13 protein-coding genes are annotated in these 14849 nt (G+C 59.6%); 3 read left to right on the top strand and 10 right to left on the bottom strand.

Features of this window, described 5'->3' with window-relative positions:
- From GDN47_RS25875 to GDN47_RS25830, 10 genes are all read right to left on the bottom strand, one after another.
- A complete protein-coding gene (locus tag GDN47_RS25875; RefSeq protein WP_113389648.1) occupies window positions 1-732 on the bottom strand; it encodes a nucleotidyltransferase family protein in 732 nt (243 codons plus the stop codon).
- 143 nt (window positions 733-875) lie between these two features.
- Window positions 876-1589, bottom strand: a complete 714-nt coding sequence (locus GDN47_RS25870; protein ID WP_113389647.1) for a hypothetical protein — start codon at window positions 1587-1589, stop codon at window positions 876-878.
- 34 nt (window positions 1590-1623) lie between these two features.
- Complete coding sequence (tsaE, locus tag GDN47_RS25865; RefSeq protein WP_152094556.1) at window positions 1624-3135, bottom strand: tRNA (adenosine(37)-N6)-threonylcarbamoyltransferase complex ATPase subunit type 1 TsaE; 1512 nt, start codon at window positions 3133-3135, stop codon at window positions 1624-1626.
- Window positions 3132-5711: a PAS domain-containing sensor histidine kinase gene (locus GDN47_RS25860; protein WP_113352878.1), complete on the bottom strand. Its 2580-nt coding sequence runs from the start codon at window positions 5709-5711 to the stop codon at window positions 3132-3134. Before GDN47_RS25860 ends, tsaE begins: the two co-directional genes overlap by 4 nt.
- Before the next feature lie 204 nt (window positions 5712-5915).
- Window positions 5916-7316, bottom strand: a complete 1401-nt coding sequence (ahcY, locus tag GDN47_RS25855; protein ID WP_113352879.1) for an adenosylhomocysteinase — start codon at window positions 7314-7316, stop codon at window positions 5916-5918.
- Window positions 7317-7499: 183 nt separating this feature from the next.
- Entirely contained in the window at window positions 7500-7775 is a 276-nt protein-coding gene (locus GDN47_RS25850) for an HPr family phosphocarrier protein (protein WP_069613940.1), read from the bottom strand.
- A gap of 19 nt (window positions 7776-7794) precedes the next feature.
- Entirely contained in the window at window positions 7795-8196 is a 402-nt protein-coding gene (locus tag GDN47_RS25845; protein WP_015338202.1) for a PTS sugar transporter subunit IIA, read from the bottom strand.
- 140 nt (window positions 8197-8336) lie between these two features.
- A complete protein-coding gene (locus GDN47_RS25840; protein ID WP_113333405.1) occupies window positions 8337-8801 on the bottom strand; it encodes an HPr kinase/phosphorylase in 465 nt (154 codons plus the stop codon).
- 8 nt (window positions 8802-8809) lie between these two features.
- Complete coding sequence (locus tag GDN47_RS25835) at window positions 8810-10603, bottom strand: sensor histidine kinase (protein WP_173002576.1); 1794 nt, start codon at window positions 10601-10603, stop codon at window positions 8810-8812.
- A 105-nt stretch (window positions 10604-10708) separates the two neighbouring features.
- Window positions 10709-11440, bottom strand: a complete 732-nt coding sequence (locus GDN47_RS25830; RefSeq protein WP_197044218.1) for a response regulator transcription factor — start codon at window positions 11438-11440, stop codon at window positions 10709-10711.
- A gap of 351 nt (window positions 11441-11791) precedes the next feature.
- Between GDN47_RS25830 and GDN47_RS25825 the strand changes: the two genes are divergently transcribed.
- From GDN47_RS25825 to GDN47_RS25815, 3 genes are all read left to right on the top strand, one after another.
- On the top strand, window positions 11792-13402 hold the full coding sequence (locus tag GDN47_RS25825; RefSeq protein ID WP_113352881.1) for a phosphoenolpyruvate carboxykinase: 1611 nt from the start codon (window positions 11792-11794) through the stop codon (window positions 13400-13402).
- 117 nt (window positions 13403-13519) lie between these two features.
- Window positions 13520-13954, top strand: a complete 435-nt coding sequence (gene arfB / locus GDN47_RS25820) for an alternative ribosome rescue aminoacyl-tRNA hydrolase ArfB (protein WP_069613945.1) — start codon at window positions 13520-13522, stop codon at window positions 13952-13954.
- Between the two features lie 286 nt (window positions 13955-14240).
- Complete coding sequence (locus tag GDN47_RS25815) at window positions 14241-14849, top strand: alpha-ketoglutarate-dependent dioxygenase AlkB family protein (protein ID WP_113389644.1); 609 nt, start codon at window positions 14241-14243, stop codon at window positions 14847-14849.

The raw sequence follows: 14849 nt of genomic DNA, 5'->3' as shown, positions 1-14849 counted from the left end.
TCACGCAAACGCCCGGAAATTCCGGATCGCTTCCTCCGCCTCGCCGATTGCTTCCGGCGTACCGACTGTCAACCAGTGACCATCCATCAGGGTGCCGTAGAGCCGGCCGCGCTCGATGGCCTTGTCGAAGTAGATATTGACGTTGAAAGCATCATCAGGCGCATCATCGAGGAAAGAGGGGCTCATCGCAATTGCGCCGGCATAGACGACGCCGTCGCGTCCGACATCGCGGTAGCGGGCGAGCCTTCCGTCTTGCGCCATGGCGAAGTCATTCTTGCCGTTATGGCCTGTAGTCCGTTCTAGTTCGACGCAGAGCATAGCCATGTCCATGCGCTGCTCATCGTAGAATCCGGCTAACTTTTCCAGATTGGTGGGATGGCCTGGCTTCTCACCGATCCAGAACAGATCGGCGTTCATAACGAACACCGGATCGCGGCTCAGAAGTTTCAGGCCTTTGACGAGGCCGCCGCCATTGTTCATCAGCGCGTCCCGCTCGTCGGAAATCAGGATTTCAAGCCCGCGATAGCTGCGGAGATGCGCCTCCATCTGGTCGGCATGGTGATGGACGTTGACGACGGCCCGCGCGACCCCCGCCTGCACCAATGCATCCAGCGTATAATCGATCATCGGCTTGCCGGCGATCTTCACCAGTGGCTTCGGGATGGTGTCAGTGATCGGTCGCATGCGGGTTCCAAGCCCCGCGGCCAAAACCATGGCTTGCTTGATGGTCATTTCGTCTCGAACTTTCGATTCATATCTTCTTTCCATAGCACAAGGCCGGAAAGCCGTCGCCAGTCTTGGTTCGGTAGAGCAGTTCTGCTTTTCTTCGCCGCCACGCGTCGAGTCGTTTCCAGCCATTGCCGCCAATCCGGCCGTCAGAGCGATCGCATCTGAGCCAAGTGTCCTATCGAAGGTGTTGTCGCGAAGTCAGTACCAATTTTTAATGGATTGATACTCCACTTCTCGGCTAGCAGCGATGGATTATCCTCCGAGCCAAAAATCCAACGGTCGTATAAAGGATCGGATGCTTTGGTGAGATACTCCGGTGTAAGCGCCGAAATTTCCGGCAGGCCGAGATCCATTTCATCGCGCGTTGTCGCGCCAAAATTCAGAGTAACGGTACCATCGGCTACGCTGAAAGCCCGCTCCATTGCGCCGTGGCGTGCGCGTTGCCATACTTGAGCGTTGACCACTCGATAAGAGGCAAAATACTGGGCATCGCCAAATCTATTCGACAGATCGCATAAAGCTTTCCGTAAAGCCTCGCTATCACCATCAACGTTTAGCCCTGTGACAACGAGCGTCCAGCCATTGATTGGTGGGCACACAAAAACGGGAACTCCCTTCGGGGGATAGGCATGAGTTTCTTCGAGCCCTCGTCGCCATGTCGCGCCCTGCACCTGGGTTAGTCCGAGTTGATTAATGACCGCAGTCGTATCACTGGTGCTAATTGCCAACCAACCAGTCTTGTAGCCGAAAGGCTCTGGCTTATCAGGACTGGCCAAATCGTCTCCAAAACCGCGCTTTACCAAAAACATAAAGCCGGAAAGCCAAGCAATCGAAAATAACGTCCGGCGTCCTAAAAGCATGTTCCGATTTTGCCTATTGCAAAGTCTCCATAACTCAAACCTGGCCAATGCCGGCCTTTTCGCACCATTCTCGCAGAGGTGCGAGCGCTTCGTGTTCGAGAGCGATGGCGAGGTAGGCGAGTGTGCGCGGCATGTGCTTCAGATATCCCGGCTTGCCGTCGCGCTGCAAGAGCCGGACCCAGAGACCGGCAAGCTTGCAATTGCGCTGTGCCGACATGATCGCCCAGCTCTTCAGGAATTTCGTCTCGTCGAAGTCGCCTTGGGCATGACGAAGTGCGAGATAGTCGACCAGAAGCTGGTCATGCAGGTCGCGTTCGATCGTCACGCGCGCATCCTGCACCAGCGAGGCGACGTCGTAGGAGGTCGGCCCGATCATCGCATCCTGGAAGTCGATGAGGCCGATACGCTTTATGCCCTGTTCATGCGCCCGCCAGATGATGTTTGGCGAATGCATGTCACGCAGCAGCAGGTTCTTTTCCGCATCTTCGAGCTGATCGATCAGCTTGTCCCAGATCGCGAGATAGTCGGCCCGTTCCTCATCGCTTGCCGGCGTGCCGCGCTTCCAGCGCAGATGCCAGTCGAGCAGCAGCCGCGCTTCCATCTTCATGGCGGTCCGGTCGAAATCCGGAATGTGATGGATGTGATCCGGCGTGACTGGAATATCGCCGGGAATCGAAAGGCTGTGTAGGTGCGCAAGGCAGGCAACGCTGGCCCGATAGCGCTCGGCAATCGGCTTGCCTTCGGCATCGAGAACGCCATCGGTGCCGAGGTCCTCGATCAGAAGAATGCCCTGGTCGTAATCGGCGGCAAAGATTTCCGGAGCGGCAAAGCCGTTTTGGCGGAGGATATTGGCGATCGCCACGAAGGGATAGGCATCCCAAGCGAGATGCGCGACCTTCGGATAGGGTTTCCCATCGAGCACCGGCGGCCCTTCCGGGAGGCGCGGCCAATCCATCAGGATCACGCGGCTGCCGCCATCCTTTGGATAGATGGACTCATAGGCACGCAGCGAGGCATCGCCCGTGAGGAAACGTCTGGCGGAACCGCGATAGCCATGCGAATCGAGAAAGGCGCGTATAGCCAGTACGCGCTCGATGCGTGCGATCCGCTTGGCCGGTGCCGTGATGATGGCGCGCCGTCCTTCGCCTTCATGCGTTAGCTTGAGGTCGATGCGCTCCTTCGGCAGCTCGCCTTCGGCCATTTCAGGCCATTCCACAAGGCAGATGCCGGTCTGGAGGGCCTCGTCGAAGCCGAGTTCCGTTAATTCGCTGGGATCGCCGAGGCGATAGAGATCGAAATGCGAGACGGGGATACGCAGCTCGTAGGATTGCACGAGCGTAAAGGTTGGGCTTGGCACGTCCAGTTCGGAATCGTCGGCCATGGCGCGTAGTAGCGCGCGTGCCAGCGAGGATTTCCCCGCGCCGAGATCGCCTGATAGCGCCAGACAGTCGCCGACCCTTAGGGCCAGCGCCAGATCCTCGCCGAGCTGCGCCGTGGCGGCGTCATCTGCGAGGAAAAGGGAAATGCTGTTGTCGGAGGCTGTCATTCTGCTGCGACGGAGTGAGGCAGCTCGGCTGAAGGAATCCGGCAGGTGACCGTCGTTCCCTTGCCCGGCTGGCTTTCGATCGAAACCTCGCCTTCATGCAGGCTGACGAAGCTTTCGACGATGGAAAGGCCAAGGCCGGCACCGCTGCGCTTGCCGCCCTTGCCACCGGAGGCGAAGCGGTTGAAAACCGTGTTGATCAAATCCTCGGGAATGCCGGGACCCTTGTCCGAGACGGAGAAGACGAAATCCGTGCCTTCGCGTCCGCATCTCAACGAGATCGTCGATCCCTCGGGCGCGAAATTGGCGGCATTGGTCAGAAGTTTCAGCAGGATCTGCTTCAGCCGCTGCTGATCGGCAACGATAGAGCCGAGGTGCGCCGGCACGGTGATTTCAAGCATCACGCCGCTTTCCTGCAGCCGGTCGGCGATCTGCATCGAGACTTCGTCAAGCAGGTCGGAGAGCACGATCTCGGAATAGTTCAGCCGCATGATGCCGGCGTCGAGCGTGGCGAGATCAAGGATGTCGTTGACCAGCGTCAGCAGCACGGAAGACGAGGTCGAGATATGGTCGATATATTCGGCCTGCCGCTCGTTCAGCGAGCCGATGCCCGGCGTCTTCAGGAGGTCGGTAAAGCCGATGATATTGGTCAGCGGCGAACGCAGCTCGTAGGAGACGTGCTGGACGAAATCGTTCTTCAGCTCGTCCGCCTTCAGCAACGCTTCGTTCTTCTCGGTCAGGGCGCGCTCGGCGCGCACGCTGTCGGTCTTGTTGACAAATGTCAGCATGGTCTGTGCATTCGGCAGAGGAATGACGGCGTAGTCGAGTACAAGATTGGAGTAAAGTTCCAGAGTGCCCTGCGATGAGGGCCGCTCGTCGTTGAAACTGGTGATCTGCTCGGCAAACCGCTTCCACCCGTCCGGCCGGTCGTAAGAAGGCGCGCACGCCTCGGCCAGGGCTTGAATATGCGTCCCGGGCTTCGCCTGTGCCTCTGTGATGTTCCAGAGAATGCGGAAGGCCGGATTCGACAGGCGGATGCGGCCATCGGGACCGAAAACGGCGACGCCTTCGGACAGATGGTCGATGGTTTCGCCCTGAACCTTGACCAGGGTGTTGTAGCGGGTTTCGAGATCGACCTGTTCAGTCAGGTTCTCGAACACCCATGTCGCACCCCCTTGAGGATGCGCCGTGGCGAAGACCCGGAGAATCTGGCCGTTGGGCAGATGCCAGAGATCGGTCTGTGTATCGAGTGCGCGATAGACCGAAAGTACGCCGTCCTTCCATGTCTTCCAGTTCAGCTGCTCGGGCAGCTTCTTGGCGCTGCGCAGCCTGTCCAGAAGCTCGCTGTTGTCGGGTCGCTTTTCGAGGAACGCGATGTCGAGTTCCCACAACTGGACGAAAGCCTGATTGTAGAATTGCAGCCGCCGCTCGCCGTCGAAGATCGCAACCGGCGTTGCCAGATGATCGAGTGTTTCGGCATGGCTCTTCAGCGTGCGTGCGAGCTCCGCTCGAACGCCTTCTGCCTCGGAGACGTCGATGGCGATGCCGGCGGAACCGTTCGGAGCCTTCACATCGACGACATCGAAGAAAGTGCGGTTGCCATGCACGACGGTTGAAATCTTGTCGTGGAATGGCGACTCCGGCGTGGCTGCCGCACGAATGCGCTCGCGGGTCACGGTCGTCAGGAATTCCCGTCCCTCGCGCACCGCTTCATCGGTCGAAACCGCTTCCACGGCCTCGCCATAGGCCTGATTCACCCAGGTGAGCTTGCCTTCCGCATCGCGCTGCCAGACCGGCAGGTCGATGGCATCGAGCAAATTCTGGAAGGTAGAGATCGAGGTCATCAGCCGGTCGCGTTCGATCTTCAGCTCAGCGAGTTCGGCGCGCAGGTTGTTGAGCGCGATGAAGCGTACAAAAGCGCGCCCGCCGGAAATGCGGCCCTGCGCCTCCAGAATTTCGTCGCGATTGGTCTCGACCACCATGTCGAAGCTCTGGCCGCTGCTGCGCAGCGTGTCGATAGCCTTGTCAAGCTCGCCGGCCGACCATGATTTCAGCCAGCGACCGAAGGCGAGGAATTCATTGTCCTGCGGCGCGCCGGTCTCGACCGGAAGCTGTCCGAGCAGTTCGGGCCGCGCATTCGGGCCATCCCAGATGACGATGCGGCGGTTCTTGTCGGCAATCAGCGCCTGATATTGCGAAATACGCTGGTTGGCATCCGAAAGGGCCGTGCGGATCTCGCGGCTTTCGCTTTCCATGTTGCCGCGCTGTCGGACCATCCACATGGTCGAGAGGAGTGCGGCGGAGATCACGCCAATGATGACGGAGAAGATGGCCATTTCCGAAGAGGTGAAGAGGCGCATGCTCGCCTGCGCGGCATCATTGCTTTGAGCGAGAACGGGACCTGCCAGGCCGGTCACGAGACCGCCGAAAACGCTGAGCTGCAGTAAGCGGCTCAGGCGCACCAGCCAACCTTTGCCCAGCTTCGCTTTTGCCGAAAGCCAATATGCACCGCCCTGCCGCAACCGCGTCGCCACTCGATGTAGCGCTGGTTGATGCAGGTTGTCTTCCCCTTCAAACATAAGAGGTCTGTCTCCGTCCTATAATGTGCCGCATCCTGACAAGACATCCCATTTTCATGGCTCCGGGCACGCCCGGTTCGTCACGAATCAAGTGTAAAAACAATACTGCCTAGGAGAATCTGGGGGAAGGGAGCTGGCTAAAAAATAAGCCCCGGCATTTGTCAATGCCAGGGCCACAAGATGTTGTGGATACTGTTTTAATAATCAGTATCTGTAGTGGTCAGACTTGAATGGGCCCTTCGGCGTCACGCCGATATACGCAGCCTGCTCTTCCGAAAGCTCCGTCAGCTTCACGCCGAGCTTGGCAAGATGCAGACGGGCAACTTTCTCGTCGAGGTGCTTCGGCAGTACGTAGACTTCGTTCTTGTAGTGCCCGGGCTTGGTGAAGAGCTCGATCTGCGCCAGCGTCTGGTTGGTGAAGGAAGCCGACATCACGAAGGATGGGTGGCCGGTGGCGTTGCCGAGGTTCAGCAGGCGGCCTTCCGATAGCAGTATGATACGGTTGCCCTTGGCAAACTCGACCATGTCGACCTGCGGCTTAATGTTCGTCCACTTGAGGTTCCGCAGGGCGGCAACCTGGATCTCGTTGTCGAAGTGGCCGATGTTGCCGACGATCGCCATGTCCTTCATCGCGCGCATATGGTCGATGCGGATGACGTCCTTGTTGCCGGTCGTGGTGATGAAGATGTCGGCCGAGGAAACGACGTCCTCGAGCTGAACGACTTCATAGCCGTCCATGGCGGCCTGCAGGGCGCAGATCGGGTCGACTTCGGTGACCTTGACGCGGGCGCCGGCGCCGGAGAGCGAAGCGGCAGAACCCTTGCCAACGTCACCATAGCCGCAGACGACGGCGACCTTGCCGGCCATCATGACGTCGGTAGCGCGGCGGATACCGTCGACCAGCGATTCCTTGCAGCCATACTTGTTGTCGAACTTCGACTTGGTGACGCTGTCGTTGACGTTGATCGCCGGGAAGGGCAGCAGGCCCTTCTGGCTGAGCTGATAGAGGCGGTTGACGCCCGTGGTGGTTTCTTCGGTCACGCCCTTGATGGCGTCGCGCTGCTTGGTGAACCAGCCGGGCGTTGCCTGCAGGCGCTTCTTGATCTGTGCGAAGAGGATTTCCTCTTCTTCCGAATGCGGATGGGAGAGTACGTCCTCGCCGGCTTCGGCGCGGGCGCCGAGCAGGATGTACATCGTGGCGTCGCCACCGTCGTCGAGGATCATGTTGGAGAGACCGCCATCCGCCCACTGGAAGATCTTGTCCGTGTAGGTCCAGTAGTCCTCAAGGCTCTCGCCCTTGACGGCGAAGACCGGAACGCCGGAAGCGGCGATGGCCGCGGCGGCATGGTCCTGCGTCGAGAAGATGTTGCACGATGCCCAGCGCACCTGAGCGCCGAGGGCCACCAGCGTCTCAATGAGAACGGCCGTTTGAATCGTCATATGCAGGGAGCCAGTGATGCGTGCGCCCTTCAGCGGCTGCGCTTCGCCGAATTCGGCGCGGCAAGCCATCAGGCCTGGCATCTCGGTTTCGGCGATTGCGATTTCCTTGCGACCATAGTCGGCAAGGCCGATATCGGCGACGATGTAGTCCTTTTCAGCGCTCATCAATGAGTCTCCAGCCTGAACGATGCAATCGCGCCGCGGGCAGACGCCTCAGCCGAATGCAACAAGAATTGCACGCTATAGCGTGTAGGAATGATGCCGTGTAGCAGGCTTCAGGGTGGAAATCAATAATGATATAAAGAAGTCTTTATGTCTTTATATCCACAGGGGAGGAGGCGGAAAAGCCTAGATTTCCTCGCCGAACTTGTTGGCGACGAGCTGGTCGAGCGCCTCAAGCGCTTCGGCGGCCTGATTGCCGCTTGCCGTGACAAGCACGCTGCAGCCGGGGCTGGCGGCAAGCATCATGAGGCCCATGATCGAGGTGCCGCCGACGGTGGTGCCGTCCTTTGAAACGGTGATGGCGGCGTCGTAGGCTTCGACGGTCTGCACGAATTTCGCCGACGCACGGGCATGCAGACCCCGCTTGTTGATGATCAGGAGTTCCCGGGAAAGCTCGGTCATGGGGGCGGTGTTTGCCTCGTTATTTGCCACTGAGCACACGGCTGGCCACGTTGATATATTTACGCCCGGCCTCTGAAGCTTCCACCAGGGCCCTTTCCATGTTGTTGTCGCCGCGCACGCCTGCAAGCTTGATCAGCATCGGCAGATTGACGCCGGCGATAACCTCGGTGTGGCCGCTATTCATGACGGAGATTGCGAGATTGGAAGGAGTGCCGCCGAACATATCGGTGAGGATGATGACGCCGTGCCCGTCGTCGGCACCGGCAACGGCCTGCAGAATATCCTGCCGCCGCTTGTCCATGTCGTCTTCGGGACCAATGCATACCGTTTCTATGAACTTCTGCGGACCAACGACATGCTCGACAGCATGCCGAAACTCTTCAGCCAGCTTGCCATGAGTGACAAGCACAAGTCCAATCATGATATTACTGCTCCCATCGCATACGCAAACAGGTGGCCCATATCGCAATGCAGCAATGTCGTCCACCAGTGGGGGGACATCTTGGCGATGAAAAGACGAAGTGCAAGCTTAAAATACAGGATTTACGCGCCTATGCGGGCCTAAATGGCCGATTCACCAAAACTTGCGCCGGTTTTCGCCATTATTACGGCAAGCGGATTCGCAGAGGTTGCAGCCAATCGGATCAACGGCAACCGAGCAGACGCGGTAATATCGATCTGCTCATCCTCGGGTGGTAGTCTTTCCGCGGTTGCCGGGTCGACAGGGCGAACGGCAAAATGCATTTCGGCCTCGGAAATATAAGGCATGCGAACGATACCGGTGTAGCGGATTTCCATAAGCCCTGCGATCGAGGGCGGGCATTTCGCAATAATGGAGCCGTTCTGTTCGGCAATCAGCACGCGGTCGTCTGCGACCAGGCTTGCCGTCAATCCCAGCGGCTTGGCAGCCGCAAGGCAGGAGAAGGCGAGGGCGGATTTGCCGCTGCCCGAGGGGCCAAGGAACAGCAGCCCTATCCTGCCAATGACGATCGCCGTTGCGTGGGAATTGGTCGCCTCACCCGTCATGCGGCCGCTCACGCCGTCGTCTGGGCTGGCAGCGACAGGATGAAGCGGGCGCCAAGCAGCGTCGAGCCATCGCTGTCGACGATATTCTCGGCGCGCAGCGAGCCACCATGCGCTTCGGCGATCTGCCGGCTGATCGACAGGCCGAGGCCGGAATTCTGCCCGAAACCTTCGGATTCGGGCCGGTCGGTATAGAAACGTTCGAAGATGCGGTCGATATTTTCGGCCTGAATGCCGGGACCATTATCCTCGATATAGATGACACAGCGCGTCCGCGTCCGCGTCAGCCGCACGGTGATCTTGCCGGTTTCCGCGGGGACGAAGGATCGTGCGTTTTCGATGAGATTGGTGACGATCTGGCCGATGCGCAGGTCGTGGCCGTCGACGGAGAAGTTCGCCTTATTGCCTGGCTTGCGGTCGATAATATAGTCGATCTCGACAGATTTCTTGCTGTGCCCGACCTGTCTGGAAATATCGATCATGTCGCGCAGCAATACTTCCAGATCGAGCGACTTGGCATCCGAACGTGCAAGCTCGGCATCGAGGCGCGATGCATCTGAGATATCGCTGATCAGGCGGTCGAGGCGGCGAACGTCATGCTGGATCACATCCATCAGCCGCTTCTTGGAATCGTCGCTCTTGGCGAGCGGCAGCGTTTCGACGGCGCTGCGCAGAGATGTCAGCGGATTCTTGAGTTCATGGCTGACATCGGCCGCAAAGCTTTCGATCGCATCGATGCGATCGTAGAGCGCCGATGTCATATCCCGCAGCGCGATCGACAGATTGCCGATCTCGTCCTGGCGAGCGGAAAAGTCCGGAATCTCCTCGCGCTCCTTCGCCCCGCCGCGGCGCACGCGGATGGCCGCAGCCGAGAGCCGGCGTAGCGGATTGGCGATGGTGGAGGACAAAAGCAACGACAGCACGACGTTGACGAGCGTCGCGACGCCGAAGACGCGCATGATCGCGAGGCGCTCGGCATGAACGATCTTGTCGATATCGCCGGCCTGGGTCGACAGCAGCAGCACGCCGAGCACGGCGCGGAAGCGCTGGATCGGCACGGCGACCGAGACGATCAGTTCGCCCTTCTCCGTGGTGCGGACCACGGCGCCGCGCACGCCGGTCAGCGCATTCATGACCTCGGGATAGATGGAGCCGTCGCCGCCGGGCGCTTCCTTATAGACAGGCAGGTTACCCGGCTGCAGCATCTTGTTGAGCAAGCCGCTGAACCAGTCGGACCAGCTCTGCTTCTCGTCGTCGACGGGTGGCAGATCGTAGCGCAGCACCTGGCCGCGGGAATAGAGATGGCGGCTGTCGAGCAGCAGGTTCGCGTCGGCATCGAAGATGCGTGCGCGCGTGCGCGTCGGCGAGATCAGCCGCGTCAGCACCGGCGCCACCTTTTCCGGATCGATCGGGAATTCCAGATCCTCGTCGTTCGGAACGGGCGTGATGCTCTGGCCGGCCTGCAGCTCCAGCAGCTTCTGCGGATCGATGGTGATGGAGTTGGTGTCGACCGATGCCGAAGCCGAGACGGCACCGGCGATGATCTCGCCCTGCGTCAAGAGGCTTTCGACACGGGCATCGATCAGGCCCTCGCGGAACTGATTGAGATAGAGAATGCCGCCGACCAGAACGACGAGGGCGGCCAGATTGAAGAACAGGATGCGCCGCGTCAGGCTCGAAAAGACGGCATTGCCGAAGATGCGGCGGATCAGGACGAAGGGATGAGTCCAGCGCCGGCGCGCGATTCGAGCGCCGCTCGGGCTTTCCGAGTCGTCTATGTCCCTGTCCTGCACCAGCTGTGCCAAGCCTACGGCCCTTTCGAAGAACGGGGTCGGCGACCCCGTCCGCATGCTCTTAATCCATTGTCCGCCGTATGGTCCAGTTAACTATCCGTATGGTCTCGCTAACTATTATGCTGCTTCGCGGAAGCGATAGCCCACGCCATACAGCGTCTCGATCATATCAAATTCGAGGTCGACCATCTTGAATTTCTTGCGCAGCCGCTTGATGTGGCTGTCGATCGTGCGGTCGTCGACATAGACTTGCTCGTCATAGGCCGCATCCATCAGCGCGTCGCGGCTCTTGACCACGCCGGGGCGCTGGGCAAGCGAATGCAGGATGAGGAACTCGGTGACGGTGAGCGTCACCGGCTCGCCCTTCCAGGTGCAGGTATGGCGTTCCTGGTCCATCACGAGCTGCCCCCGTTCCAGCGAGCGGGCCTGCTGCACAGCACCCGGTTTGGCGGCGGCTGCGCCGCCGGCAGCGTTTGCGGCGTCTCGGGCGGAGGCACGGCGGAGAACAGCCTTGACGCGTTCGACCAGCAGGCGCTGCGAGAACGGCTTGGTGATGAAGTCGTCGGCGCCCATCTTCAGGCCGAAAAGCTCGTCGATCTCTTCATCCTTCGAGGTGAGGAAGATCACGGGCAGATCGGACTTCTGCCGCAGGCGGCGCAGGAGCTCCATGCCGTCCATGCGGGGCATCTTGATATCGAAGATCGCCAGTTGCGGCGGCCGGGCAAGCAGGCCGTCCAGCGCCGAAGCTCCGTCCGTGTAGGTTTCTACCTTATATCCCTCTGCTTCCAAGGCAATCGATACGGAAGTCAGGATATTGCGGTCGTCGTCAACGAGCGCGATTGTCAACATGGTGTTCGTCTCCGTCATCAGTGCGCGTCTCCCGGATTTGGAATCCAGCCCAGGCGGTCTGCCAGCTCGGTCGGCGGTAACCTGGCGCGCTTATGGGGATAAAGGTGGAACAAATTGTGGCAAAGATAAAGGGGAGGATTGTTGTGAGGAAAAACCCTTGCGCAGAGGTTGTGTGACATGACGTCCCTCCACCCTCTATTCAAACGATTTAAAATTGAGGAAATTTATTTAAATCGATTAAATAACTGATATCATTAAATATTTCTCGCTTCTAGCTCTTGTGCTTTTAAAAAGAGCCCTCTACGCTTTAGTTAGTTCTAACGGCCAAGCCCCTTTGTAGAGGAAAAAGTGATGGAGCAATTCGGCGTCCGCAATCCCGCGACTGAACTGGGATCGATCGGCCTGGGAGCCGCCGCCAGTGTGCGCTACAACCTCATGGAAGCTCACCTTTACGAAGAGGCGATTCGCCGCCGCGAAGCCGATCTGACCGCCCATGGCGCGCTCAGGGCCTTGACCGGCCAGCACACCGGCCGTTCTCCGAAGGACAAGTTCGTGGTGCGCAATGCCGCCACGGAAGACCAGATCTGGTGGGATAACAACAAGCCGATGTCGCCGGAGCATTTTGAGCTCCTGCATGAGGACATGCTGGCCCATGCCCGCGGCAAGGATCTCTTCGTGCAGGATCTGATCGGCGGCGCCGATGTCGACTATGCTTTGCCAACGCGCGTCATTACCGAATTCGCCTGGCACTCGCTGTTCATCCGCAACCTGCTGATCCGCCCGGATCGCGCGGCGCTGGAAAGCTTCGTGCCGCAGCTGACGATCATAGACCTGCCGAGCTTCCGCGCCGATCCGGAGCGCCATGGCTGCCGCACGGAAACGGTGATCGCCTGTGATCTCGTCAATGGCATCGTCCTTATCGGCGGCACCTCCTATGCCGGCGAAATGAAGAAATCGGTCTTCACCGTCCTGAATTACCTGCTGCCGGAACGCGGCGTCATGCCGATGCATTGCTCTGCCAATGTCGGTCCCGAAGGCGATGCCGCGATCTTCTTCGGCCTGTCGGGCACGGGCAAGACGACGCTGTCGGCCGATCCGACCCGTACGCTCATCGGCGATGACGAACATGGCTGGGGTGAAAACGGCATCTTCAACTTCGAAGGTGGCTGCTACGCCAAGACCATCCGTCTTTCGGCCGAGGCCGAGCCGGAAATCTACGCCACGACGCGCCGCTTCGGCACCGTCCTGGAAAATGTCGTGCTCGACGAGCATGGTAGGCCGGATCTCGATGACGGTTCGCTGACGGAAAACACCCGCAGCGCCTATCCGCTGCATTTCATCCCGAATGCATCGGAATCCGGCATCACCGGTCATCCCGAGACGATCATCATGCTGACGGCCGACGCTTTCGGCGTCATGCCGCCGATCGCCAAGCTGACGCCGGATCAGGCGATGTACCACTTCCTGTCCGGCTACACCGCCAAGGTCGCCGGCACGGAAAAGGGCGTCGTCGAGCCGGAAGCCACCTTCTCGACCTGCTTCGGCGCTCCTTTCATGCCGCGCCATCCGGCTGAATATGGCAATCTCCTCAAGGAGCTGATCGCCCGCCACGGCGCCCGTTGCTGGCTGGTCAACACCGGCTGGACCGGTGGCGCCTATGGCAAGGGAAGCCGCATGCCGATCAAGGCGACGCGCGCTCTGCTCGCGGCGGCTTTGAAGGGCGACCTCGATAATGTCGAATTCCGCACGGACGCGAATTTCGGCTTCGCGGTTCCGGTCGCGGTCGACGGTGTCGATACTGCGATCCTCGATCCTCGCTCCACCTGGGCCGATGGCGAAGCCTACGATGCCCAGGCCAAGAAGCTAGTACAGATGTTCGTCACGAACTTCGCCAAGTTCGAAGATCATGTGGACGGCAACGTCCGTGATGCCGCTCCGGGGATGCCGGTCGCTGCAGAATAATCATCCAGAGCGGAATGACTCACGTGAAACCCGGCGACCGATTCGCCGGGTTTCGTTTTATCCGGTAGTGGTTTTCAACCGCGCATCAATGTGGGATAGACAGGCGCGGAGAAAATCATGGCCAGCGAAGCGCTTTACATTAACGACCGGATCACGATTGCCGGCTGGGAGCTGACGGAACAATTCGTTCTGGCGGGCGGTCCCGGCGGCCAGAACGTCAACAAGGTCGCAACCGCAGTTCAGCTTTTCTTCAACGTTCAGAATTCCCCATCGCTGACGGATCGCGTCAAGGCGAATGCGGTTAGACTTGCCGGTCGTCGCGTCTCCAAGGAAGGTGTTCTGATGATCGAGGCCAGCCGCTTCCGCAGCCAGGATCGCAATCGCGAGGATGCGCGCGAGCGGCTGAAGGAACTGATCCTCGAAGCGGCCGCTCCGCCCCCGCCGCCGCGCCGAAAGACCAAGCCGACGAAGGGATCAATCGAGCGCCGGCTGAAGGAAAAATCCGGACGCTCCGAGGTCAAGAAGATGCGCGGCAAGGTCGGCGGCGACTAGGGTTGGCTTTCGGGCTGCAGTTTTGAGTTGGCTGAGTAAAATGAGGCTTGTCAGGCGAGTACGGCGTTGCTGTAGTTCTGTGCCTGGACTCTCATCCTGGCCTTCTCTCGGCATGCGGGAGAAGGGACGACAGCGTGAAACAATAAGTCTCCCTTTGAGGCGGCTAAGTTGAGGCAGATTAGACCCCCTCGCCCTGCCGGCGGGGAGAGGGTTGGGGTGAGGGGCCATGCATGAAGGCGCGGCAATGGCGCACTGACCTGACCAGTGTTGCGCAAAGGAAGTATGGATGCTGCTCCCCAACGGAATTCGCCATCTGCCCGGATATCTCGGCCGTCCCGCCCAGGAAGCGCTCGTCGAGACGATTCGCGGTATCGTGGCCGAGGCGCCGCTGTACACACCGGTCATGCCGGGTACCGGCAAGGAAATGTCGGTGCGCATGACCAATTGCGGTTCGCTCGGCTGGGTGACGGACAAGCAGCGCGGCTATCGCTATCAGCCGACGCATCCGGTCACCGGTCGCCCCTGGCCGGCCATGCCATCGCAATTGCTGGATTTCTGGCACGATATAGCAGGCTATGAAAAGCCGCCGGAAGCCTGTCTCGTCAATTTCTATGGCGACAATGCCCGCATGGGCCTGCATCAGGATCGTGACGAACAGGATCTCAAGGCGCCCGTACTATCGATCTCGCTCGGGAACACCTGCCTCTTTCGCGTCGGTGGCCTCAACCGCAATGATCGCACGCTATCCTTCAAGCTGGCGAGCGGCGATATCGTCGTTCTCGGCGGCGAGGGAAGATTGTGCTTTCACGGTGTCGACCGCATCTATCCTGCAACCTCGACATTGCTGAAGAATGGTGGGCGGATCAACCTGACTTTAAGGCGTGTTCAGCCCTGA

The sequence above is a fragment of the Martinezella dioscoreae genome (genome assembly GCF_009176305.1).
GTDB classification, from domain to species: Bacteria; Pseudomonadota; Alphaproteobacteria; order Rhizobiales; family Rhizobiaceae; genus Rhizobium; species Rhizobium dioscoreae.
This window is presented reverse-complemented; position numbering and strand designations above follow the sequence as displayed.

Coding starts and splice junctions, on each gene's coding strand:
- GDN47_RS25875 (WP_113389648.1), bottom strand. CDS start 732: ATGACCATCAAGCAAGCCATGGTTTTGGCCGCGGGGCTTGGAACCCGC.
- GDN47_RS25870 (WP_113389647.1), bottom strand. CDS start 1,589: ATGCTTTTAGGACGCCGGACGTTATTTTCGATTGCTTGGCTTTCCGGC.
- tsaE (WP_152094556.1), bottom strand. CDS start 3,135: ATGACAGCCTCCGACAACAGCATTTCCCTTTTCCTCGCAGATGACGCC.
- GDN47_RS25860 (WP_113352878.1), bottom strand. CDS start 5,711: ATGTTTGAAGGGGAAGACAACCTGCATCAACCAGCGCTACATCGAGTG.
- ahcY (WP_113352879.1), bottom strand. CDS start 7,316: ATGAGCGCTGAAAAGGACTACATCGTCGCCGATATCGGCCTTGCCGAC.
- GDN47_RS25850 (WP_069613940.1), bottom strand. CDS start 7,775: ATGACCGAGCTTTCCCGGGAACTCCTGATCATCAACAAGCGGGGTCTG.
- GDN47_RS25845 (WP_015338202.1), bottom strand. CDS start 8,196: ATGATTGGACTTGTGCTTGTCACTCATGGCAAGCTGGCTGAAGAGTTT.
- GDN47_RS25840 (WP_113333405.1), bottom strand. CDS start 8,801: ATGACGGGTGAGGCGACCAATTCCCACGCAACGGCGATCGTCATTGGC.
- GDN47_RS25830 (WP_197044218.1), bottom strand. CDS start 11,440: ATGTTGACAATCGCGCTCGTTGACGACGACCGCAATATCCTGACTTCC.
- GDN47_RS25825 (WP_113352881.1), top strand. CDS start 11,792: ATGGAGCAATTCGGCGTCCGCAATCCCGCGACTGAACTGGGATCGATC.
- arfB (WP_069613945.1), top strand. CDS start 13,520: ATGGCCAGCGAAGCGCTTTACATTAACGACCGGATCACGATTGCCGGC.
- GDN47_RS25815 (WP_113389644.1), top strand. CDS start 14,241: ATGCTGCTCCCCAACGGAATTCGCCATCTGCCCGGATATCTCGGCCGT.